This window comes from Sinorhizobium psoraleae (assembly GCF_013283645.1).
In the GTDB taxonomy this organism is placed as follows: domain Bacteria; phylum Pseudomonadota; class Alphaproteobacteria; order Rhizobiales; family Rhizobiaceae; genus Sinorhizobium; species Sinorhizobium psoraleae.
The window spans coordinates 527455-547106 of sequence record NZ_JABEKV010000004.1 but is presented as its reverse complement, the minus strand read 5'-3'; the positions used below and the strand labels follow the sequence as shown (position 1 = coordinate 547106).

18 protein-coding genes, 1 tRNA gene and 3 pseudogenes are annotated in these 19652 nt (G+C 60.8%); 6 read left to right on the top strand and 16 right to left on the bottom strand.

All coding sequences use genetic code 11. From position 1 onward, the window contains the following. Window positions 1-76: 76 nt before the first annotated feature. Together ILFOPFJJ_RS23630 and ILFOPFJJ_RS23625 are read right to left on the bottom strand one after the other, a co-directional pair. On the bottom strand, window positions 77-1318 hold the full coding sequence (locus tag ILFOPFJJ_RS23630; protein ID WP_173512972.1) for an MFS transporter: 1242 nt from the start codon (window positions 1316-1318) through the stop codon (window positions 77-79). Window positions 1319-1331: 13 nt separating this feature from the next. Then, a complete protein-coding gene (locus tag ILFOPFJJ_RS23625) occupies window positions 1332-1580 on the bottom strand; it encodes a DUF1127 domain-containing protein (RefSeq protein WP_173512971.1) in 249 nt (82 codons plus the stop codon). Between the two features lie 136 nt (window positions 1581-1716). Here ILFOPFJJ_RS23625 and ILFOPFJJ_RS23620 point away from each other — a divergent pair, with 136 nt between their 5' ends. Beyond that, window positions 1717-3225: a winged helix-turn-helix domain-containing tetratricopeptide repeat protein gene (locus ILFOPFJJ_RS23620; protein ID WP_173512970.1), complete on the top strand. Its 1509-nt coding sequence runs from the start codon at window positions 1717-1719 to the stop codon at window positions 3223-3225. 38 nt (window positions 3226-3263) lie between these two features. Here ILFOPFJJ_RS23620 and ILFOPFJJ_RS23615 read toward each other — a convergent pair whose 3' ends face one another. The 6 genes and pseudogenes from ILFOPFJJ_RS23615 to metG all read right to left on the bottom strand — a co-directional run bounded on the left by ILFOPFJJ_RS23615 (window position 3264) and on the right by metG (window position 8542). Continuing rightward, window positions 3264-3656, bottom strand: a complete 393-nt coding sequence (locus ILFOPFJJ_RS23615; protein ID WP_173512969.1) for a GFA family protein — start codon at window positions 3654-3656, stop codon at window positions 3264-3266. A gap of 105 nt (window positions 3657-3761) precedes the next feature. After that, a pseudogene (locus tag ILFOPFJJ_RS36785) lies at window positions 3762-4006 on the bottom strand (helix-turn-helix domain-containing protein); the annotation flags it as partial. Window positions 4007-4182: 176 nt separating this feature from the next. Continuing rightward, window positions 4183-5191 (bottom strand): annotated as a pseudogene (locus tag ILFOPFJJ_RS23610) (IS30 family transposase). A gap of 168 nt (window positions 5192-5359) precedes the next feature. Beyond that, window positions 5360-6196, bottom strand: coding sequence for an MBL fold metallo-hydrolase (locus tag ILFOPFJJ_RS23605; protein ID WP_173512968.1), 837 nt, complete (start codon window positions 6194-6196; stop codon window positions 5360-5362). A gap of 1 nt (window position 6197) precedes the next feature. Next, window positions 6198-6977 carry a TatD family hydrolase gene (locus ILFOPFJJ_RS23600; protein WP_173512967.1) on the bottom strand — a complete coding sequence of 260 codons (780 nt, stop codon included), beginning with the start codon at window positions 6975-6977 and terminating at the stop codon, window positions 6198-6200. 14 nt (window positions 6978-6991) lie between these two features. After that, on the bottom strand, window positions 6992-8542 hold the full coding sequence (gene metG, locus ILFOPFJJ_RS23595; RefSeq protein ID WP_173512966.1) for a methionine--tRNA ligase: 1551 nt from the start codon (window positions 8540-8542) through the stop codon (window positions 6992-6994). A gap of 181 nt (window positions 8543-8723) precedes the next feature. Between metG and ILFOPFJJ_RS23590 the strand changes: the two genes are divergently transcribed. After that, window positions 8724-9029 carry a nucleoside triphosphate pyrophosphohydrolase family protein gene (locus ILFOPFJJ_RS23590; protein ID WP_173512965.1) on the top strand — a complete coding sequence of 102 codons (306 nt, stop codon included), beginning with the start codon at window positions 8724-8726 and terminating at the stop codon, window positions 9027-9029. Here ILFOPFJJ_RS23590 and ILFOPFJJ_RS23585 read toward each other — a convergent pair. The 5 genes from ILFOPFJJ_RS23585 to ILFOPFJJ_RS23565 form a co-directional block, all read right to left on the bottom strand. Then, complete coding sequence (locus ILFOPFJJ_RS23585) at window positions 9024-10055, bottom strand: DNA polymerase III subunit delta' (protein ID WP_173512964.1); 1032 nt, start codon at window positions 10053-10055, stop codon at window positions 9024-9026. The two genes, ILFOPFJJ_RS23590 and ILFOPFJJ_RS23585, sit on opposite strands and share 6 nt — an antisense overlap. Further along, window positions 10052-10732: a dTMP kinase gene (gene tmk, locus ILFOPFJJ_RS23580; RefSeq protein WP_173512963.1), complete on the bottom strand. Its 681-nt coding sequence runs from the start codon at window positions 10730-10732 to the stop codon at window positions 10052-10054. Before tmk ends, ILFOPFJJ_RS23585 begins: the two co-directional genes overlap by 4 nt. Before the next feature lie 180 nt (window positions 10733-10912). Beyond that, entirely contained in the window at window positions 10913-12067 is a 1155-nt protein-coding gene (locus tag ILFOPFJJ_RS23575; RefSeq protein ID WP_173512962.1) for a D-alanyl-D-alanine carboxypeptidase family protein, read from the bottom strand. A gap of 63 nt (window positions 12068-12130) precedes the next feature. Beyond that, window positions 12131-13165, bottom strand: coding sequence for a septal ring lytic transglycosylase RlpA family protein (locus tag ILFOPFJJ_RS23570; RefSeq protein ID WP_173512961.1), 1035 nt, complete (start codon window positions 13163-13165; stop codon window positions 12131-12133). A gap of 422 nt (window positions 13166-13587) precedes the next feature. Then, window positions 13588-14700: a protein-glutamine glutaminase family protein gene (locus tag ILFOPFJJ_RS23565; protein ID WP_173512960.1), complete on the bottom strand. Its 1113-nt coding sequence runs from the start codon at window positions 14698-14700 to the stop codon at window positions 13588-13590. Window positions 14701-15027: 327 nt separating this feature from the next. Between ILFOPFJJ_RS23565 and ILFOPFJJ_RS23560 the strand changes: the two genes are divergently transcribed. Beyond that, window positions 15028-15117, top strand: a tRNA-Ser gene (locus tag ILFOPFJJ_RS23560). A 176-nt stretch (window positions 15118-15293) separates the two neighbouring features. Here the strand turns inward: ILFOPFJJ_RS23560 and ILFOPFJJ_RS23555 are convergent. Next, the gene (locus ILFOPFJJ_RS23555) at window positions 15294-15824 is read right to left on the bottom strand and encodes a dihydrofolate reductase family protein (RefSeq protein WP_173512959.1); all 531 of its coding nucleotides are present in this window, start codon (window positions 15822-15824) and stop codon (window positions 15294-15296) included. 163 nt (window positions 15825-15987) lie between these two features. Here ILFOPFJJ_RS23555 and ILFOPFJJ_RS23550 point away from each other — a divergent pair, with 163 nt between their 5' ends. After that, the gene (locus ILFOPFJJ_RS23550) at window positions 15988-16251 is read left to right on the top strand and encodes a hypothetical protein (RefSeq protein WP_173512958.1); all 264 of its coding nucleotides are present in this window, start codon (window positions 15988-15990) and stop codon (window positions 16249-16251) included. Window positions 16252-16297: 46 nt separating this feature from the next. Here ILFOPFJJ_RS23550 and ILFOPFJJ_RS23545 read toward each other — a convergent pair whose 3' ends face one another. Further along, window positions 16298-16732, bottom strand: coding sequence for an OsmC family protein (locus ILFOPFJJ_RS23545; RefSeq protein WP_173512957.1), 435 nt, complete (start codon window positions 16730-16732; stop codon window positions 16298-16300). 178 nt (window positions 16733-16910) lie between these two features. Here ILFOPFJJ_RS23545 and lexA point away from each other — a divergent pair, with 178 nt between their 5' ends. Beyond that, window positions 16911-17630, top strand: coding sequence for a transcriptional repressor LexA (gene lexA / locus ILFOPFJJ_RS23540; protein WP_173512956.1), 720 nt, complete (start codon window positions 16911-16913; stop codon window positions 17628-17630). Window positions 17631-17718: 88 nt separating this feature from the next. Further along, a pseudogene (locus ILFOPFJJ_RS23535) lies at window positions 17719-17976 on the top strand (IS481 family transposase); the annotation flags it as partial. 43 nt (window positions 17977-18019) lie between these two features. Here the strand turns inward: ILFOPFJJ_RS23535 and ILFOPFJJ_RS23530 are convergent. Continuing rightward, entirely contained in the window at window positions 18020-18931 is a 912-nt protein-coding gene (locus tag ILFOPFJJ_RS23530; protein ID WP_173512955.1) for a PhnA-like protein, read from the bottom strand. Window positions 18932-19652: the final 721 nt, after the last annotated feature.

Below are 19652 nucleotides of genomic sequence, written 5' to 3'. Positions count from 1 at the left end.
TTGCTTTTCGCTAATATGTAAATATATACATTATTTCAAATCGATACAACATCATCTTAAACCAAGACAGTAGATATCATAACTTCGTGATGCAACACGAAGCGCGTTGATGAGATCGCCGTCTCTCCGCCACCAGAAACGCCCCCAACACGCAGCACAGCAGGGCAAGGCACGATGGCAGCCCCTGATGCCCGGTCAGTTGCATCGCCAATCCTGTCGCGGGCGAGCCCACGATGCCGCCGATGCCCCATACGAATGCGAAGGCCGCGTTTCCGGCGATCAAGACTTGACCAGTAAAACGCTCGCCGAGTTGGATCAGCGACATGGTGTAGATCCCGAACGAGACGCCGCCCCAGAGGAACACGACGGGCCAGATGAGCCACAAGTTGAAGACCGACGGCAGCAGCAGGCAGCCGGCCAGTGACGCGAGCGCACAGGATAACATGGTCCGCGTCGAGCCAAACCGTTCGGCCACGCGTCCGAGCAAGATCTGCAGCACGGCATTGCCGGCGATGAAACAGGTGATGAGCGAAGCGATGCGCTCCTCGGCGCTGCCGAGCGCGGCGCCATAGACCGTGAGCAAGGAAAGCAGGATCTGCTCGAAAGCGGCAGCGGTGAAAACCGCAAACAACAGGAGCGGCGCCAGTGCGAAAAAGTCGCCGACCGATGTTGCCTCGCCTTCATGCGGCATCTTCGGCAGGCGCGGCACGACCGCAAGCACGATCAGGCCGCAGAGAAGGAAGGCCACGATGCCGACCATGAAGGGCGGCCAACCCTGCGTGCCGACCAGGCCGAGCGACAACGGGCCGATGGCGAAGCCACCCGAAACGATCGATGAATAGAGGCCCATGATGCGGCCCCGCCGCGGCGCGGGCGTGATCGAGATCAGCCAGGTTTCGCTGATCACGTAAAGCGGATTGGCGAAGAAGCCGAGCAGGAAACGCAGCGGCATCCAGGTCCAGACTTCCTGTCTCGAGGCAATCGCGACCAGGGTGAGCGCTGCCAGGATCGAACACAGGATTGCGAGCCGCCCGCCGCCCGCGCGCCGCACGAGCGCCGGGATAAAGGGCGCGGATACAACGAAGCCCAGCGGCGTCATCGCCGCCGACAAGCCGATCAGGCCGGGCGCCGTCCGCTGCCGCTCCAGGATGAAGCTGAGCAGCGGATAGGTCAGCCCCTGTGCCACGGCGAACGCCGTGACGGTCGCGATGATGCCCGCCATTGCGCCACAGGGGATCCGGCCCTCCCGCGGTGATGTCGTGCTACGCAAGCGCCGGATAACCACTGCCGCACGCGGAAACTGGCGATCCGGTGTCATTGGAGCATTCGCCTTATAAAGGGTTTGATACTTGCCAGAAGGGCTTGGCGATCTCTGCCTCGACCTGCTGTCTTGTCAGACCGATATCGTCGATCAAATGGGGGTCGTGCTTCAACTTTTGCTCAAGTTCCCAACGAAAGCGTATCCGCTCGCTCCAGGTCGCGACAATGCTTCGCAGGGTGGCCAGGCTGTAGTGCCGACGCGGCGTTCCCGGCCGCGCTGCCTTATGCGAGGCCAACGCAAGGGTCGGAGTATCGTTCATGGCAACCTCCATATGGTTTGAGGGGCCGAAGGCCCTCGACCTGAAAGAGGATGAATTCTGCAGGACACGAACAGCGTCGTAATTAAGCTCTCCCAAAAAGTTCTCAAAAACTTCCAAAAGGGCTATAGATCGCCGTATGCAGGGATCGCGCTTTGCCTTTGGTCCGTTCGTGCTTGATTCCGGTGCGGGAACGCTCCTTCGGAACGATGATCCCGTTGCCGTTGGCTACCGCGGGCTGAAGCTTCTTGCGGCGCTCGTCGGACGGCCCGGCGAAATCCTGAGCAAGGCCGAGTTGATGGACGCGGCGTGGCCGGGCACGGCCGTCGAGGAAGGCAATCTCACCGTCCAGATCGCGCAGCTTAGGAAGCTGCTTGGTCCGGCCGCCGACGGCGGCGAGTGGATCTCCACGGTTCCGCGCGTCGGCTACCGCTTCATGGGCGCCATCGAACGCCTCGGCGGCGCGAAACGAGAACCTTTGCCGCTGCCCAGCAAACCGTCGATGGCTGTGCTGCCCTTCGTTAATTTCAGCAATGACCCCGAGCAGGAATCCTTCGCGGATGGGTTGACCGAAGACCTGATTACCGACCTGTCGAGGACGTCCGGCCTGTTTGTCATCGCGCGCAATTCCGCCTTTGCCTACAAAGGAAAGGCGATGGACGTGCGCGGGATCGCACAGGACCTTGGCGTGCGCTACCTGCTGGAGGGCAGCGCAAGACGCGCCGCGGGGCGCGTGCGCATCAACGCCCAACTGGTCGACGCCGTAAGCGGCGAGCATCTATGGGCGGAGCGCTTCGATCGCAGCCTGGAAGATATTTTTGCCGTTCAGGACGAAGTCACCGGCAAGATCGTGGAGGCGTTGCTTGGCCGGCTGCGCGCACCGCCGCCGCGCAATCGGCCCAAAGATCTCGAGGCTTACGATCTCTGCGTGAGGGCGCGCAAGCTGATCGACGATTCGCCACAGACGGCGCGGGAAGCGCATCTGATGCTTACGCGCGCGGTTTCGCTCGATCCGGGATATGCCGAGGCCTATCGCTGGCTTGCCATGAACCACTGGATGCGATGGGTGCATTGGGGCGAACCAATTGAAAGTAACCGCAGCGTTGCTTTGGAACTGGCGCGGAAAGCCGTAGCGATCGATCCGAACGATGCTGGCTGCCGCTGGGTCCTGGCTAACCTGCTTGCATATGAGCGCAACTTCGCCGAGGCGGATGCGGAATTCGCCAGGGCGATCGAGCTCGATCCGAACGAGGCCGACACCTGGGCGACATTATCCGACATCACGGTCTTGGCCGGGCGGGTGGAGGAGGGCATGGAGCACATTCGCAAGGCGTTCCGGCTGAACCCGTTTCCGGCAAGTTGGTACTATCTGACGCTTGGCCAGGCGCAATATGCGGCCGGCGAATACGAAGCCGCTGTCGAGACGCTGCGCAGGGACGAGACTTATCGTACAAGCTCACGCCGGTTCCTGGCGGCAAGCCTTGCGCAACTCGGCCGGCTCGACGAGGCGCGCGCAGAGGTCGAACTATTCCTTGTCGGCAACCCGCATTTCACAACCCGCCACTGGGCCACGACCGAGCCATTCCGCGACGCTGCGACCCTTGAGCATTTCGTTGATGGCTACCGCAAGGCCGGTCTTCCGGAGTGACGCGCCGGTGTCATCTCGTAACGGCACCGTCACATGACCTACTCCTCAAAGCGACTCGTGGCGTCACGATCACCGTCATATCGTCTTGAGAGCGGAAACGGCGGCAACCAGGACTCGCGACGGATCGTCCAGAGTTCATAGGTTGGCCTCAGTTGGTCGGGAGCATCCAAGGATCCCAGGTTCACTTCGATTTCGTCTGCGGCGCGTGCGAAAACAGGCGAGCCGCAGCGGGGACAGAAAAACCGCCCGGCGTAGTCGCGTGTTTCGCCATCGATCGTCACCGCATCCTGAGGGAATATCGCGGAAGCGTGAAAAAGCGCCCCATGATGCTTGCGGCAGTCGAGACAGTGACAGAGGCCAACCCGGTTTGGGCGTCCCGACGCCACAATTCGGACATTGCCGCAGAGGCAACCGCCCGTGAATCGGTCCATGCTGAGTCTCCTCTAATTCAAGCGGGCGGAATTTTTACAACGAACAGGACTGTAATCGCAATTGCCCGCCGCAGGCGGGGGCGCCTCGTTCTTCCATATTGGCGATGGTCGCCATCTGAGCTTACGCGGCCGCCGACGACGCTCCTTGCTTGTCGTCGGCGATGCCGTCGTAATAGCCGCTGCATTTCGAAATTCGGCATCATGAAAGGTATCGCGCTTCAGCTCGCAATAGATCGTCGACTGATGCGGACCGAGTTGCCGGGCGATCTCAGCACCGGATGCTTGCGTTCTATGAGTTTGTGCAAGCGTCGGCGATCAGGAAGGGTGAGCTGCGAGCTGCGAGTTGCGATGCGACATGACGATCAAACAAGGCATGACGACTCCCAACGCTCATGGTCTCCGCCAGGCTGAAGGTCGTCATCCTTGCTCCCAACGTTGACGTTGACCAGCGCGTCGAGAGGCGAGAGTGTCGCATCTCTAAACTGCCATGTGAGTTCATGCCGAACTGCGACCTACGCGTGTAATGCTAGCCGACACGCCGCATTTGCGCGAGCAGTTTCTTGCGGAAGACTTCCGCCGGCGTTCGGTAGCCCAGGCACTTCCGCGGTGTCGAGTTGAGCCGATCGCAGATGTCCTTCAACTCGCCGTCGCTGATCGACAGGGGCTCCACCTCTCTCGAAAGCCATTTGCGAACCCGGCCATTGGTGTTCTCGACCGTGCCTTTCTGCCAGGGTGACTGCGGGTCGCAGAACCATGGCTGCGTTCCGATGCCAGCCTGAAGATAGGGCCATTCGCTGAACTCAGTGCCACGGTCGAAGGTGATCGAGCGTCGCGCAGCGTGGGGCAGGGGCTGGAGCACCTCAATCAGCCCGTCCATGATCGGTTTCGATTGCCGGTCGTTGTTGCGCAGGAAGACCGCAAAGCGGCTGACCCGCTCGACCAGTGACGTCACGTTGGCCTTGCCGAACTTCTTGCGAAACTGAATGAGATCGCACTCCCAATGCCCGAACTGCTTGCGTTCGGCGACAGTGTCAGGACGGTGAAGAATGTTGAGTTCGGGGCTGAAGCGGCGACCGTGACGCCGTCGGGCATGCCGCGGCCTGCGCCTCGCACGACGCTCCGGCAGGTGCCGCCACAGTTTGATGGCCTGGCCGTCTGCGGAATAGGCGAACTTGTAGATCGTCTCGTAACTGACGCAGATCGGATGGCGCTCCAGCCGCATGCGACCGGCGATCTGCTGTGGCGACCAGCCATGCATGATCCGCTCGATGATCGATTGGCGCACATGGGAGAACCGGGCGAGCTTGCGCAGCTTGGCTCTGCGCTCACGTGCCATCTCGTTGGCGGTGACGCAATAGTAGCCGCTCAGATCCGGCATCTGCGGATCCTCAAAAGCATTGCGCCTGAGCTCGCGGAATCGTCGAACGATGCCGGCCGAGCTTCTCGGCGATGACGGTGGCGCTGAGGCCGGCCGATCGCCAGCGAGCGATCCTGCGACGTTCATCCATATCGATCTGGGAGTAGGTGCGTCTCATGAGCCATTCCTTGCGCGTGATAACCCATTGGTATCTATCGCAAGTCGCACTTCATCCTTGAACCCACCCCACTACATACATTTATCGCATAAGATAGATTATGGAACTAGAAGCATGCGCCGATCCTCACAAAATCAATGCCTTGAGGCCGTTCTCTAATATCTGACTTTACGCTTCTTCAGCGGACGGCATGGCGATGGTGAACTCAAGCCGCATCATGTCGTAGGCCGGCTCTACGTGCTCCGGCGTCTCGTTCAGCACCGTTTCATAGTCCAATGGCACATGCATGTGCGTCAGCACGGCACGCTTCGGCTGAAGCCTTGCGATCCAGCCAAGCGACTGCACCAACGACAGATGACTTGGATGGAATTTGTATTGCAACGTGTCGAGGACCAGCAGATCGAGATCCTCCAGCTTTCCGACAGTTTCCGGCGGAAAATCGCTCACATCGCTGCAATAGGCAAAATCGCCAATGCGAAAACCGAGCGAATGGGTATTGCCGTGAAACTGCATCAACGGCATGAACGAAATCGGCCCGCCGGCGCCGTGAACGGTAACCTGCGTAAGATCTTCGGTGATGAGATGCGGCTCCACGATCGGCGGATAGCCGCTTCCTGGCGGCGATTCCACGCAATAACGAAATCTCTCGCGGATTGCGCTCATCGTGAAAGCGTCCGCCCAGATCGGCACACACCTGCGATTTTCGATTACGAAGCCACGGAGATCGTCGATCCCGTGCAGATGATCGGCATGAGCATGCGTGTAAAGCACCGCGTCGATGTGGCGAACATCGGCGGCAACCATCTGGGTGCGGAAGTCCGGACCGGTATCGACAACCACGGTCGTCTTGCCGCCATCCGGCGCGAACTGCTCGACCAGCAGCGCCGCTCGCAGGCGGCGGTTGCGCGGATTTGACGGATCGCAGGCCCCCCAATCACCGGTGATACGCGGTACCCCTGGTGAGGAACCGCATCCGAGGATTGTGAAAACCCGCCGAAACGCCACGTCAGAGCCTCGGCATTTTTGAGAAGATGCGCAAGGCGTTCTCCGTCGTAATTTGCGCAATCTCCTCCGTCGAAACGCCGATCGTTTCCGCCAGGACCTCCGCCGTATGCGCGACAAAGGCCGGTTCGTTGCGCTTGCCGCGGAACGGCTTCGGCGCGAGATACGGCGCGTCCGTTTCGACGATCATCCGGTCGTGCGGGATCGTCTTCGCGATGTCTCTGATTTCTTGCGATTTCGGGAAGGTCAGGATGCCGGAAAAGGACACGTATCCGCCAAGCTCGACGCCGACTCGCGCAAGCTCCGGACCGGACGAGAAGCAGTGGAGAAGGAAAGGGAAGGTCCCCTTCCCGCTTTCTTCGGTCAGGATCTCGGCCATGTCTTCGTCGGCCGAGCGGCTGTGGATCACCAGCGGCAGCCCGGTTTCGCGCGCTGCCGCAATGTGCCGCCGCAGCCCTTCAGCCTGAGCGTCGCGCGGTGCGTTGTCGTAGAAATAGTCGAGCCCCGCCTCTCCGATCGCAACCACCTTCGGATGCGCCGAGAGCCGAACGAGATCTTCCGTGGTGATGTCGAGCTCCTCGTCGGCGTTGTGTGGATGGGTCCCGACGGAGCAAAAGACGTTCCGATAGGCTTCGGCGATCGCGAGGATCGTGTCGAACCGCTTCACGCGCGTCGAAATCGTCACCATTTGCGTCACGCCGGCCGCACTTGCGCGCTCGATGATCGCGTCGCGCTCAGCCTCGAAGTCCGGGAAGTCCAGATGGCAATGGGTGTCGATCAACATTCGTTTGCACTCGCTTACGCTTCCGGCGCCACGTAACGTGGGAAGACCGGCTTCGGTGCCTCGAGCGGCGTTCCGGAGACGAGGCGTCCGGCGTCGCCGAGATGAGCGAAATCACGCTTGTCGGCCGGTACGGCCACGAGGTCGAGAAGCTTGCCTGCCGATTCCGGCATGAAGGGCTGCAGCAGGATCGCAATCTGCCGCACGACTTCGGCGGTGACGTAAAGCACCGTCGCCATCCGCTCCGGATCCGTCTTCTTCAGTGCCCAAGGCTCCTGACCCGCGAAATAGCGATCGGTTTCGGAAACCACAGCGATGATCGCGGCGAGCGCGCGATGGATAAGCTGCTTGCCCATATCATCACGCGTCGTTTCGAGCAGGGCATCGGCAGAGGCCAACATGGCCTTGTCCTCGTCAGAGAGCGGCCCGCAAACCGGAACCTGGCCGTCGCAGTTCTTCACGATCATCGACAGCGAACGGCTGGCGAGATTGCCGATGCCATTTGCGAGATCGGAGTTGATGCGTGTCGCTATCCCCTCCTCGCTATAGCTGCCGTCCTGGCCGAAAGAGACTTCGCGCAGGAAGAAGTAGCGTATCTGGTCGAGGCCGAAGTGCTCCACCAGATTGAACGGATCCACGACGTTGCCGAGCGACTTCGACATCTTCTCGCCCTTGTTGAGCAGAAAGCCATGAGCGAAGACCCGCTTCGGGAGCGGCAGGCCGGCGGACATCAGGAAGGCCGGCCAGTAGACGGCATGGAAGCGGATGATGTCCTTGCCGATGACATGGATATTCGCCGGCCAGAATTTTGCACGCGGCCCGGTCGGATCGGTCAGATAGCCCGTCGCGGTGATATAGTTCGTCAACGCGTCCACCCAGACATACATGACGTGGGCCGGATCGTTCGGGACCTTGATGCCCCAGTCGAAGGTCGTGCGCGAAACAGAGAGATCCTTCAGGCCCGACTTGACGAACGAAATGACTTCGTTTCGCCGCTCGGCCGGGCCGATGAATTCCGGGTTCTCTTCGTAGTGCTTGAGGAGTTTCTCCTGATAGGCGGAGAGGCGGAAGAAATAGCTCTCCTCCTCCACCCACTCGACGGGGGTACCCTGCGGCCCATAACGCACGCCGTCGTCGCGCAGCTCCGTCTCGTTTTCCTGATAATAGGCCTCATCGCGGACGGAATACCATCCGGCATAGGAATCCTTGTAGAGATCACCCGCCTCTCCCATGCGGGTCCAGATTTCCTGCGAGGCCTCGTGGTGACGTTTCTCGGTCGTGCGGATGAAATCGTCGTTGGAGGCGTTGAGAAGCACGGCCATCTTCTGGAATTCGGCCGAGTTGCGGTCGGCAAGCTCCTGCGCGGAAATACCTTCCTTCTTCGCCGTCTGCTGCATCTTCTGGCCGTGCTCGTCCGTCCCGGTCAGGAAGAAAACCTCGCGCCCGTCCAGTCGCTGATAGCGCGCCATCGCATCGGTCGCGATCAACTCGTAGGCGTGGCCGATATGCGGCCTGCCGTTCGGATAGGAAATCGCGGTGGTGATGTAGAAGGGGGAGGTATCTCTCATGATGGGCTTCGATATATCTCGGATCAGGAACTAGTGGCAGCTATTAGCGCATCGCCTTCAGGTAGGGAACCGCTGGGCCCAGAAAAAGCCCATTTGACGCCAAGCGCGGCGCCATAAAGCAGGCAGCCGGTTGACACATGCCACAAATTAGAACAAAAGGGGAACAAACAAGGGAAGCGGGATGTTCGACGAGCTTAAGCGAAAATTCGAGGAAGCCTCGGCCGCCTATGCCGCCGAACATTCCGTCTTGCGCGACCCGGACTGGTACGTTCTGAAACTGCAGGAAGAAATGGGTGAACTGACGCAGGCGTGGAACAAGCTCAGCGGACGGGGACGCAACGGCGGGAAGACGCCGGGTGAATTGCGCCAATCTCTTGCCGACGAAACAGCGGACCTCCTCGGCCATGTTCTGCTTTTCGCTTATCGCAACGACATCGACCTTGCCTCGTCGATCGAGCGGAAATGGAAGTTCAAGCCCGACCTATAAAGCGCCCTTCAGATCTTCGAGTAGCGACAGGATCGTCTGCTTGCGATCGAGATTATAGGCGTCGCTCACTGTCAGCCGCTCGGCGAAAGTGCTGGAGAGCCTCGCAAGGCGCTCGGCCCTGCCGATATCACCGGCGAGTGCCGCGTCCCGCGCCTGCTGCATGACGCGTCCGGCCAACAGAGACGAGAAGAAATCGTAGATCGTTTCACTATCCCGTGCCGACAGAATATCCGCGAGCTTGTGTATCTGCCTTCGGACAGCTGGTCCCTGCCCCGCCAAAATATCTTCGAAGGCGGCGGCGATATCGAGACCGCCGTAATTGATGAGCTTCAGCGCCTCGGAGACACTGCCGTTCGCCGCGGCGAGGATGCGCTCGACGTTCGGCCCCGTCAGATCGAAGCCGAGTTGGGCAAGCGCCTGGCGCATGGACTCGTCGTCCAGCGGCTTCAGCCGCAACGGAAGGCAGCGCGAGCGGATGGTCGGCAGCAGTTTTCCGGGCGCGTGCGTGAGCACGAGAAAAAGCGACCGGCGCGGCGGTTCCTCGAGTATCTTGAGGATGGCGTTGGCCGCATTGCGGTTGAGATCGTCCGCCGGGTCGATGATGACGATGCGCCAGTTCCCCGTGCCGGACGTCTGGCCGAAGAATTTTCCGGCGCGCCGCACCTCATCCACGGTAATTGCCCCTTTGGCCCTGCCCGTTTTCTCGTCCACAGGGCGGGTGAGATGAAGCAGGTTATGTGATGCCCCGGATGCGAGCTGCCGTGTGACGATGGAGGCGGGATCCGGATCGGCGAGCTGATCGGGTGCTGTCGTCGGCTCTGGGTGGTTCAAGATATGGTACGCGAAGCGGAAGGCAAGCGTCGCCTTGCCGATGCCTTCCGGTCCTTCGATGAGGATCGCATGGTGCGCTTTGCCGGACTTGTAGCTCTGGGCAAGAAAAGCTTCCGCCTGAAGATGGCCAAAGAGCTTCGCGTTTTCCGCCGGGGCCACAGCCCCCTCCAACACACCAGGACGCTCTATCGTCATGATGCAGCTTCCGCGCTTGACGACTGCGGCTGGTCACCGTCTGGTAGCAATGCATCCATGATCTCCCGGACCTCGGCGGCGACGACGTCCGGCGGCCGTGCTGCATCGACGACACGACAACGCCGAGGGTCAGCTTCCGCGATGTCGAGGAAGGCTTCGCGCCGTTTCTCGTGCGTTTCCAGCTGTTCCTTCTCGAAACGGTCGGGATTGCCATCGGCGGCGCGATGGCGCGCGCGTTCAAGCCCAAGCGCGGCAGGCAGGTCGAAGATGATCGTTCGGTCCGGAATCACACCATTGACGGCCACGCGTTCGAGCGTTTCCACGAAGGCCGGTTCGAGATTGCCGGTGATGCCCTGGTAAACGCGCGAGGAATCCATAAAACGATCGCAGAGGACGATGGTACCCTTCTGAAGCGCCGGCCGGATCACTTCTTCGACGTGGTCGCTGCGCGCGGCCGCAAAGAGTATCGCCTCCATGCGAACGCCGAAAGATTCCGCCGCCCCCGAGAGCAGCACGTGGCGAACTGCCTCGGCACCGACGGAGCCGCCAGGCTCTCGCGTGGTGAGCACATTATAGCCGCGAGCACGCAGCGAATCGGCCAGCAGGCGCATCTGGGTCGACTTGCCGGCCCCTTCCCCGCCCTCAAACGTTACGAACAAACCCTTCGTCAGCGACATGCGTTCCCAAATCGGCCGCCTGCATGTTTCCTTAAATCGTAGCCGATTTAAGGATAAAAACATGCAGCAATTCAACGTGCTACAGCGCGCTTTGCGCGTCTGACAAGACGCGCGGCGCTGTAGCTATCGGCCCTGTTTAGCCGATTGGTTCGCCAGAAGAAACGGGCGCGTGCGCATTTGTTACAGCCAGAAGAAGAGAAGCTCCTGGAGCGCATCGAGTGCGCGGCTGGTAAGCGTGCCAATCTCGACCGCGCTGCCGGTCCTCACCGGCACTTCCCGCAACAATCGCTCGCCGTTCCAAAGCTTGACGACGCCGACTTCCTGACCCGCCGCGACCGGTGCCGTCAGCGGCCATTTGTAAACGATGCGCGCGGTTAGCCGTTCAGGATTGTTGACCGGGAGCAGGACATCGATCGGCCCGGCCGCGACAAGAGGGACGCGCGATGTCGCGCCACCATAGACGCTTGCTTCGCCGATGGCCTCCCCATCGGCGAAGATGCGCCGTTTCTCGAACGCCGTCATCGCCCAATCGAGCACCCTGCGGCTTTCGTCCGTGCGCTCCTTGTCGCTTTCGAGCCCGCCCATGGCAAGATAGACGCGGCGGTCTCCGCGCTGCATCGACGCGGCAAGCGAAAAGCCGAAACCTTCCGCGAACCCCGTCGCCAGCCCGTCGACGCCGACATTGGCGGCAATCAGCGGATTGCGATTGCGCTGGCGGATCTTGTTCCACTCAAATTCGGCTCGGGAATAGAGCCGATAGAAATCCGGGTGAGCCTCGCGCAGATGCCGCGCCAGCGTCACCAGCTCCCGCATCGTCACCTTGTTCGCAGGATGAGGAAGACCGGTGGCGTTGTTGAAAACCGCGACGGGCATGCCGAGTTCGCGCGCCCGCGCCGTCATACGCTCGGCAAAAGCAGCTTCGCTGCCGTTCATGCCTTCCGCGAGGATGATACAGGCATCGTTCGCCAGTTGCACGATTGCGCCTTGAATAAGGTCCGCAACGCGGATCCTCGACTTGATTGCGGCAAACATCGTCGAGGTGCCGGACGGTGCGCCTCCGGTCCGCCAGGCGTGCTCGGAGACCTCGTAGGTCGTCTCAGGACTCAGTTCGCCCTTGTCCAACGCCTCGAAGACCACCTCCATCGCCATCAGCTTGGCAAGCGATGCCGGCGGCACGGGCTCGTCTTCGCCGCGAGCGAAGAGCACTGTGCCGGTCTCCCCATCGACGAGATAGATTTGTTTCGCCTTGGTGTCGAACGCGGGCGCCTGGGCGACCGCATTTGTCGAGACGGTCGCCGCAAGAAGGGCCACGACCGCGAGCAACTTTATGCGCATGAGAAACTCCGGCTTCATCATGGGCATAGCAGCGCGAACAAAGCTGTTCAACCGAAGCTAGCGCTAAACACCATCCCTGTTCTGGCGCTTTGCATAGGCGATGATGGAATCGGCCGTAAGCGGGTTCGAATCGACCATAATTGCCTCGAAGGGCGACGCCTTATCGCTGACGCGCACTTCGACATAGGCGGCGGCATAAGCCATGTTTCCGTCGGGCATCGGGATCAACTCCGGCCGCACGGTGGGGATCGGCCCGATCTCCGGTAGCGTGACAAATTCGCCGAGAGATTGCGGCATGGCGGCTTGCGCCGCCGGCTCGGCGAGCGCGGTCATCGGAACGCCCGTATCCAGCGTCGCGTTGCGAGGGACCGGCACGCTGGCGAGATCCGGCACCTGGTTGCGGAACGGCTCGTTCGACGCAACCATGACACCTGTCGCGATCTGTCCTTCCGGCATCACGCCGGGACTACGGTCACCCTTCTTGACGTAGGAGGCCATCAGATAGGGCATATCGTTGCCCTCGAGCGGCGCGCGGCCGACATATTGCACGCGCACCTTGGCACTGCCCTTGCCCTTGATGTCCAGCATGTCGGCTGTCTTCGAGGAGACATCGATGATGCGGCCGTACTCGTATGGGCCCCGATCGTTCACGCGAACGATGACCGATGTGCCATTTTCCAGATTGGTGACGCGTGCATAGCTGGGCAGGGGGAAAGTCGGATGCGCGGCGGACAGGTGATACTTGTCGTAGACTTCGCCGTTCGCCGTCAGCCGCCCGTGAAAGGCGGAACCGTACCAGGACGCGACGCCTAACTTGTTGTAGCCGAAATCCTCCTTCGGCTGATACCACTTGCCCTTGACCTGATAGGCCTTTCCGACCTGGTAACGCCCACCACCCTTCGGGATGTTTGTCCCGGTCGCGACCCGCGGGCTGGCTTTGACGCCATAGACCGACTCGGCAAAGTATTCCTTGCTCCGCGCCTTGCTTGTCTTGACACTCGAAGCCGATCCGCAGGCGGCAAGCGTCGCGCAAAGCAACGGAACCGCAGCAACACGTAATCCCCTCGAAAGAAGTGCCGCATCTCTTCTAAAAATCATCTGTCCCCAATATCGTTCGCAAAGCCGTATTTCGAAAACATTCCGCTCTAGCCCCCGCGGAAAGCTCGGCGTCTCGAAACGAGACAGTCGATTAATCATGTCAGCAAGACGGCAAAATTGCGAACAGGAGCCTGAGGCGCGGCAAAAATCTTCCGCTATGGTTTACAAATCGTATAAACCCATGCGCGAGCCTCTCTCGCGCAGCCTAGGTCTCCTCCCGGAAGACCAAAAATTTTCCCGAGCGCCGGGCACGTTAAAACTTGCAAAGACTGCGAGATTTGCCGTTCAACCCAGCGTCAAGGCTGGTATAGCCGTCTCGTCGGCTGTGAAAGGCGAGTGGGCTGCGACTTCCGACCGCCGACCACGCCAAGCGGGGGGCCGGCCGAATTGCCGTGCAGCCTCTTTTCATATTCCTGGCTCCGCTACGGACAATTTGCATAGGGCGGCGGGCCGTGCTGGATCGCGCGGTTCTGAAGCTGGAGACGATAATCGGCGAGCACCTTGTTGGTCTCGACATAGGTGGGGTCAGTCACGTTGCCCCAGAGATAGAAGATCGACGCGTCGCTCGGCGTCAGCGTGGCGCTCGGATCGCCCTGAACTCCCTTCCACGTTGCCTGCGTCACGGGCGTGGCGAAGAGCGAGGGATCGATCACCATCTGCTGTGTCCAGAACCAGCCCTGGCGCACGCATAGCGTCGGCGCGACATGCCAACCCCAGTTCACGAAGCAGTTGGGATTGTTTTTTGTGGCGACGTGCAAGCTCCCCTGTATCCACACCTTGCGCGGCTTGCGTCCCATATTGATCATCAGCCGGCACATCTCGTGCGCGCGGCCCCAGCAGCCGTCATCGGGATAGAGAAAAGGGATGCAGGGCGCTGGCACCGTGAGCGGCGGGCAAGACTTCGCGCTCATCGCATCGAAGATCTGCTGGGCGGTCGCTTTCGAAACGCAGCGAAACCACCACCAGGGCCAGAACGGCCAGCGCCAGATCCAGTCGAGCAGACGCTTCCACCACGGCCGTTCGAACGGCAGCGAATCGGGTTTGGGCCAAGGCGGCAGCGGCGCGTCATCGGGGCCGGGCGTGTAGGCGCGAATATCAATGATGTTGTGCGCATCATCCTCGGTGATGATAAGCAGCTGCCCCGAGTCGAGCGCGGCGCGCAGCAACGGCTCGAGCGTCGCGAAATCGGGATTGTCGCGCCTCAGGGCGTGGCGGGCGTGCGACCTTTCGAGCATGACCTCATAGCCCTGGTCGCTCGGAAGCATGCTCATCGGGCGCGTCACGTGCGGGATGAGCAGCCGTGTGATTGCCGCGCTGTTAGGATCGATCTCCAGATAGACCGGCGCCTTGCGCCTCGCGAGCCCGTCAAGCACTTGGACCAAGCCGCTCGATCGGGCGTCGCTCGCGTCAAGCCGGGCGCGGCGCCCGCCTTCGAGTTCGACCCAAAGCCCCTCGCGCAGCAGCTCGGCAGTGGGCCGATCAAGCGGAGGATCGAAATCTATGCGGGTCGAAACAATCGCATTGGGATTTGGCATGGCACACCCCCCGGATGCGCCAGAATATCAGAGCGCTGCGTGCCTGTCCTTGCGTAGAATTTATGGCAAACTGAACAACTTTTAGCTTTATTATGGCCATCCCTTCCAATGATCGCAAATGCGACCCGCCTGCTCGCCTCAGCGAAACTCATCGGCATCACGCTGGACCTCTAATCGCAGGTAATGCAGGGCATGCGAGCGAACGCCGCCGAGCACGTTGACGCGGCGATCAAAGCTGCTAAAAAGCCAGCCGTCGAGTGATTGGGTAGCAAGCGGTAGCAGCTGCCGTTTTCAGGAAACCAACGATTGTTGGATTTTCAATCGACTGGAGGAGTGGCCGAGCGGTTTAAGGCACCGGTCTTGAAAACCGGCGTGCGTGAAAGCGTACCGTGGGTTCGAATCCCACCTCCTCCGCCAGCTGTCGCCGATTGCCGTCTATAGCTCGATATTGCCGCCGATCACCGCATTCTGGAGAACTGCCGATTCTACGCTATAGCGCGATGTGTCTTCGAGACTAGTTCAGCGCAATCAGGCAGCTTACGACCCCGAAACGGATCTGACCTGTCGGCGCAGTCCGTTGGGCGAGTCGTGCGTTAAGCAGGAACGTATGTCAGCCTAATCGTGTCCTCGCCAACGGGATCGGTGGAAACAAGGCGGAGCGGCGGCCGCGGGCCGGCAAAGAACGGCTTGCCGCGGCCAAGCACGATGGGTTGGAAGTAGAGTCGGTACTCATCGATAAGACCAAGGTCGGTCAGGCTTCGTGCCAGGTCTGGTCCGGAAACGGCAATCTCCCCAACAAGCCGAACCTTCAGACCACGTATCACCGCCTCGATGTCATCATCGACAAGTGTGGCGTTGGGCCCGACTGACTTCAACGAGCGCGATACGACCCACTTCGGTTGGCGCCGCCACACCGCCGCGAACTCGTGTTGCTCCTCACTCCATTCAGGACGGTCTTCGTCCCAGTAACGCATGGTCTCGTACATGCGACGGCCGTACACACTGCCGGTCAGGTCGCGCACGTGCTCTATCCAGTGACGAAAGAGCGCGGGACCTGTCCGCAGTTCCAGGTGGTCGACGTAACCGTCCAAGGACTGGTTCATTCCGAAGACAAGCTTTGCCATGCTGCTAAATCTCCACCCCAAGGCCTTCACGATAGTACGAGCAGCGTGATGCGGAAAGTGAAGTCGGGCGCAAACTGCGCGCCGCGTTGTCGGCTTGATGAATAACCGCGCCCCGTTTACCACCGAGTGTTGCCATTCGCTCGTAGGCCTATCCAGGAGAGTGATGGAGGATTATAGCCTAGATGAGCGAGTTCATCGGACTTGTGCGGCAGTACGCATCGAACTCGAGACAGGTTCGCTCGTCAAGATCTATATATCCGGCCAACTTGATATCCACGAGCTCGTGCCGCCGCAAAAAGTGGGACTGATCCCCGACGTCTCGATTCCCGTAGCGAGCCAAGTCCTGATCCAGGAAATAACAGCAGCCACGCGCGCGAGTTCCGAGGCTCTCACCAGGCTCATGGAGATAGAGCACGGCATCGACTAGCGATGCCCCGCCCCCTGACGATCCGAGGGGGCTCCGGTCGTTACGGCTAAGCGACGGTCGTCGTGGCAGTGTCGACGACCTCAAAGTCGTGGGTGATCTTGGCCGTCCTGGCGAGCATCGCCGACGCCGAGCAATATTTCTCGATGGACAGCGCAATGGCTCGCTCGACCTTGTTCGCGGCCAGGCTGCGCCCCTTGACCACGAAGTGGAGATGAATGCGAGTGAACACTTTCGGATCCTGCGCAGCACGCTCCGCGTCGATCTCGACGACGCAGTCCTCGATCGCCTCGCGGCCCTTTTCGAGGATGTGAACGACATCGTAGGCCGAGCAACCCCCAGTGCCGATCAGCACCATCTCCATCGGGCTCGGACCAGGTGTTTTTCCCTCCGTCCCGAATGCTGTCCCAAGCACAACCTTGTGCCCACTCCCGGACTCGCCAAGGAACGTCCGGCCTTCAACCCATTTGATCCGTGCCTTCATGAGATTCACCTATTACCACCACGTACCATCATAGTCCCGCAGACGTTCATGATCTGCAACATTCGACGTCCCTGGAGCAAAGTCGCGAAAATTCACGGAATTTTAGGTACTTGCGGAACACATATGGAACAGATAGTGTCTGTTCTTGATTTGTTTCGCGACTCTGGAGTGACGCGCCATGCTAACCCGCAAGCAACAGGAATTGCTTCTGTTCATTCACGAACGGATGAAGGAATCCGGGGTGCCGCCGTCCTTCGACGAGATGAAAGACGCACTGGACCTCGCCTCCAAGTCAGGCATCCATCGGTTAATCACCGCGCTTGAAGAACGCGGTTTCATTCGCCGTCTTCCCAACCGGGCGCGAGCACTCGAAGTCATCAAGCTGCCTGAAGCCTATGCGACGAGTGCGCAGCCTCGGCGTGGCTTCTCGCCAAGCGTGATCGAAGGCAGCCTCGGTAAGCCACCCGCGGCGCCTGCGGCCACTGCGAAGTCGGCGCCACCGAGTGATTCTGCAACGGTGTCGGTGCCGGTCATGGGACGAATCGCAGCCGGTGTTCCGATTTCTGCGATCCAGAACAACACGCATGATATTTCCGTGCCGGTAGAGATGATCGGCAACGGCGAACATTACGCGCTCGAGATCAAGGGCGACTCGATGATCGAAGCGGGTATCTTCGACGGCGATACCGTGATCATTCGCAACACAAGCACGGCCAATCCCGGCGACATCATCGTGGCACTCGTCGACGATGAAGAGGCAACGCTCAAGCGGTTCCGTAGGAAGGGCGCATCGATTGCGCTCGAGGCCGCCAACCCGGCCTATGAGACGCGGATATTCGGACCGGACCGCGTCAAGATCCAGGGCAAACTCGTCGGGCTTATTCGCCGTTATCACTAGTTGAGGACAGCCAGTCGCTTGGCGACCGCTCTGCCTGCGGCATCACGTCAATCGCCCAATGCGCGGCATGGCGACCCCCGAAAGCATTGCAGAGGGAATTGCCACGCTTCGCCGTCGGCGGCTGACGGGCAGACACATTGCCGTAGAGACCGACGTGTCGGCGGCGACAGTAAGCCGGGCGCTCAGGCGGATGGGTCTTGCGCGGCTGAAGGATATCGAGCCGGCCGAGCCGATGCGCCGCTACGAACGCGAAAAGCCCGGCGAGATGATCCACATCGACATTAAGAAGCTCAGGCGCTTCGATCGCGTCGGCCACCGGATCACCGGTAACCGCACTCGCCAATCGGCAGGCTCGGCATGACCGACGGCAACCTCTTGAGGCGTCACACCTAGCCGACCCGGCGGGTGGCGTCCGTCGTCGCTACGGTGCGTGTCGTTCCGGCTGCGCCACCGAACCAGGCAGCGAGGGCGCCTACAACAAGCGATAGGAAGCCCAGGAGCGCTCCACTGGAAACGACGGTGGCGGCCGTGTCGGCGGCTTCGGTCGCCTGCTGCTTGGCGCGTGCCACCGAAGCCTTGTAGCTTTCCTCGTACTCTTGAACCTGGGTGCGCGCTTGGTCCACCGGAATGCTCTGCGCCCTCGCGATCGCGTCGGCAGCGCGGTTCCGGGCTTCTTCCGCGGTCGCTTCGTCGCCAGTGACGGCCGCACGCACGGCAGCGACTGCAGCGTCGCGAAGGGCTGCGGGATCGTTGCCGCCGGTCGCGCTTCTGATCTGCCGTTCGATATCGGCCATTGGATCGACGGATGTCGCGACGGCAGGTGCCGCAGCAGTCGTGGCTATGGCGGCAGTCCTTCCGACGCCCCCAATGATGCCACTCAAACCGCTGAAGGCGCCGCCGACCACAGCGCCGACCGAGGTCGTCAGCAGATAGAGAACGACCAGTGTCGTGACGGCCCAACTGGTCAGTCCATGGTAACTTCCTGTCGCCCTGCTGGGACGGCCTGAAACCCTGCTTGCGACATATCCGCCGACGAAGGCCGCGACGATGCCCGAGATAACGAACCAGAGACCTCCTGCAATCGAAAACGTACTCGCGTTCGGGTTGTCGGCGGTTGCCGGATCAATCACCGCGGCTCCAATTCCCACACCCAAGAGGTTCAGTAGAAACTGCACCGCAAGCGCGAGCGCCACGCCGGCAAATACCGCTCCCCAAGAAATTTGGTTGACGGCGGCGCTCGCCGAAAGATCGGAGACGTAATCGGTCTCACGGGCGTGATGAACGGCGACAGGTTCGCTCATTGACATATTCCTCCCGGATGCTCACGCGCTTCCCGCCCAAACCGTGGATGCTCGAAACTGTTCCCTGGGACAACCAATGATCCCCGGCGGAGGCATGCGAGGCGCGTTACCGCCTGAGCGGGCGAAATAGCAAACTCAAATATGCCTGCGTCATCCGCCCGCTTCTTGATGCGCCTGAACGAAGGGTGCTGGCGCTTTCAACCATCCGTCCACGTGCGATGTTCGACTTCGGCGACAAGCGGGCTGCATTGAGATCGCGCCCTTTTGCCTCAGCGACGTTGCCGGTGTCGGTCCTGATTTCGTCGAACAACTCGCACAGCTTCACCGATTCCCGATGACTGCAGCCGGTTGCTCAAGACCTGTAAAGGAGGCTATCGCCCCTTGCACGCCGCCAGCGGCAGGTGACGGATCGCGGCCCGATATGGTGGACGGCTCATATCCTACGATCACGAACGTCTCGGCGCCGGGATGAGATCTTTGACACCGGTCGTTTCGGGATGCTTCGAGCCATGCTCGCAAGCGACGGGGAAGAATTCCTTCCCGTCCGCCTCCACCTCTTCCGAAAGCGCGCGCCTTGCAGATGCGCCATCGCCCGCATCAATTGGGGCGGCGCCGCCGGCAAGTTGTTGACATCGAGCAATGGCGAAAGCAGGAACAGACTGCCACACCTGCCCGCAAGTGGCAGATGACGCGATTCCGCGTGAAAATTTGTGCATTCAAG

Coding starts and splice junctions, on each gene's coding strand:
- ILFOPFJJ_RS23590 (WP_173512965.1), top strand. CDS start 8,724: ATGTTCGACGAGCTTAAGCGAAAATTCGAGGAAGCCTCGGCCGCCTAT.
- ILFOPFJJ_RS23585 (WP_173512964.1), bottom strand. CDS start 10,055: ATGACGATAGAGCGTCCTGGTGTGTTGGAGGGGGCTGTGGCCCCGGCG.
- ILFOPFJJ_RS23625 (WP_173512971.1), bottom strand. CDS start 1,580: ATGAACGATACTCCGACCCTTGCGTTGGCCTCGCATAAGGCAGCGCGG.
- ILFOPFJJ_RS23550 (WP_173512958.1), top strand. CDS start 15,988: ATGGAGGATTATAGCCTAGATGAGCGAGTTCATCGGACTTGTGCGGCA.
- tmk (WP_173512963.1), bottom strand. CDS start 10,732: ATGTCGCTGACGAAGGGTTTGTTCGTAACGTTTGAGGGCGGGGAAGGG.
- ILFOPFJJ_RS23570 (WP_173512961.1), bottom strand. CDS start 13,165: ATGATTTTTAGAAGAGATGCGGCACTTCTTTCGAGGGGATTACGTGTT.
- ILFOPFJJ_RS23600 (WP_173512967.1), bottom strand. CDS start 6,977: ATGTTGATCGACACCCATTGCCATCTGGACTTCCCGGACTTCGAGGCT.
- ILFOPFJJ_RS23555 (WP_173512959.1), bottom strand. CDS start 15,824: ATGGCAAAGCTTGTCTTCGGAATGAACCAGTCCTTGGACGGTTACGTC.
- ILFOPFJJ_RS23615 (WP_173512969.1), bottom strand. CDS start 3,656: ATGGACCGATTCACGGGCGGTTGCCTCTGCGGCAATGTCCGAATTGTG.
- ILFOPFJJ_RS23530 (WP_173512955.1), bottom strand. CDS start 18,931: ATGAGCGAACCTGTCGCCGTTCATCACGCCCGTGAGACCGATTACGTC.
- ILFOPFJJ_RS23575 (WP_173512962.1), bottom strand. CDS start 12,067: ATGCGCATAAAGTTGCTCGCGGTCGTGGCCCTTCTTGCGGCGACCGTC.
- ILFOPFJJ_RS23630 (WP_173512972.1), bottom strand. CDS start 1,318: ATGACACCGGATCGCCAGTTTCCGCGTGCGGCAGTGGTTATCCGGCGC.
- metG (WP_173512966.1), bottom strand. CDS start 8,542: ATGAGAGATACCTCCCCCTTCTACATCACCACCGCGATTTCCTATCCG.
- ILFOPFJJ_RS23620 (WP_173512970.1), top strand. CDS start 1,717: ATGCAGGGATCGCGCTTTGCCTTTGGTCCGTTCGTGCTTGATTCCGGT.
- ILFOPFJJ_RS23545 (WP_173512957.1), bottom strand. CDS start 16,732: ATGAAGGCACGGATCAAATGGGTTGAAGGCCGGACGTTCCTTGGCGAG.
- ILFOPFJJ_RS23565 (WP_173512960.1), bottom strand. CDS start 14,700: ATGCCAAATCCCAATGCGATTGTTTCGACCCGCATAGATTTCGATCCT.
- lexA (WP_173512956.1), top strand. CDS start 16,911: ATGCTAACCCGCAAGCAACAGGAATTGCTTCTGTTCATTCACGAACGG.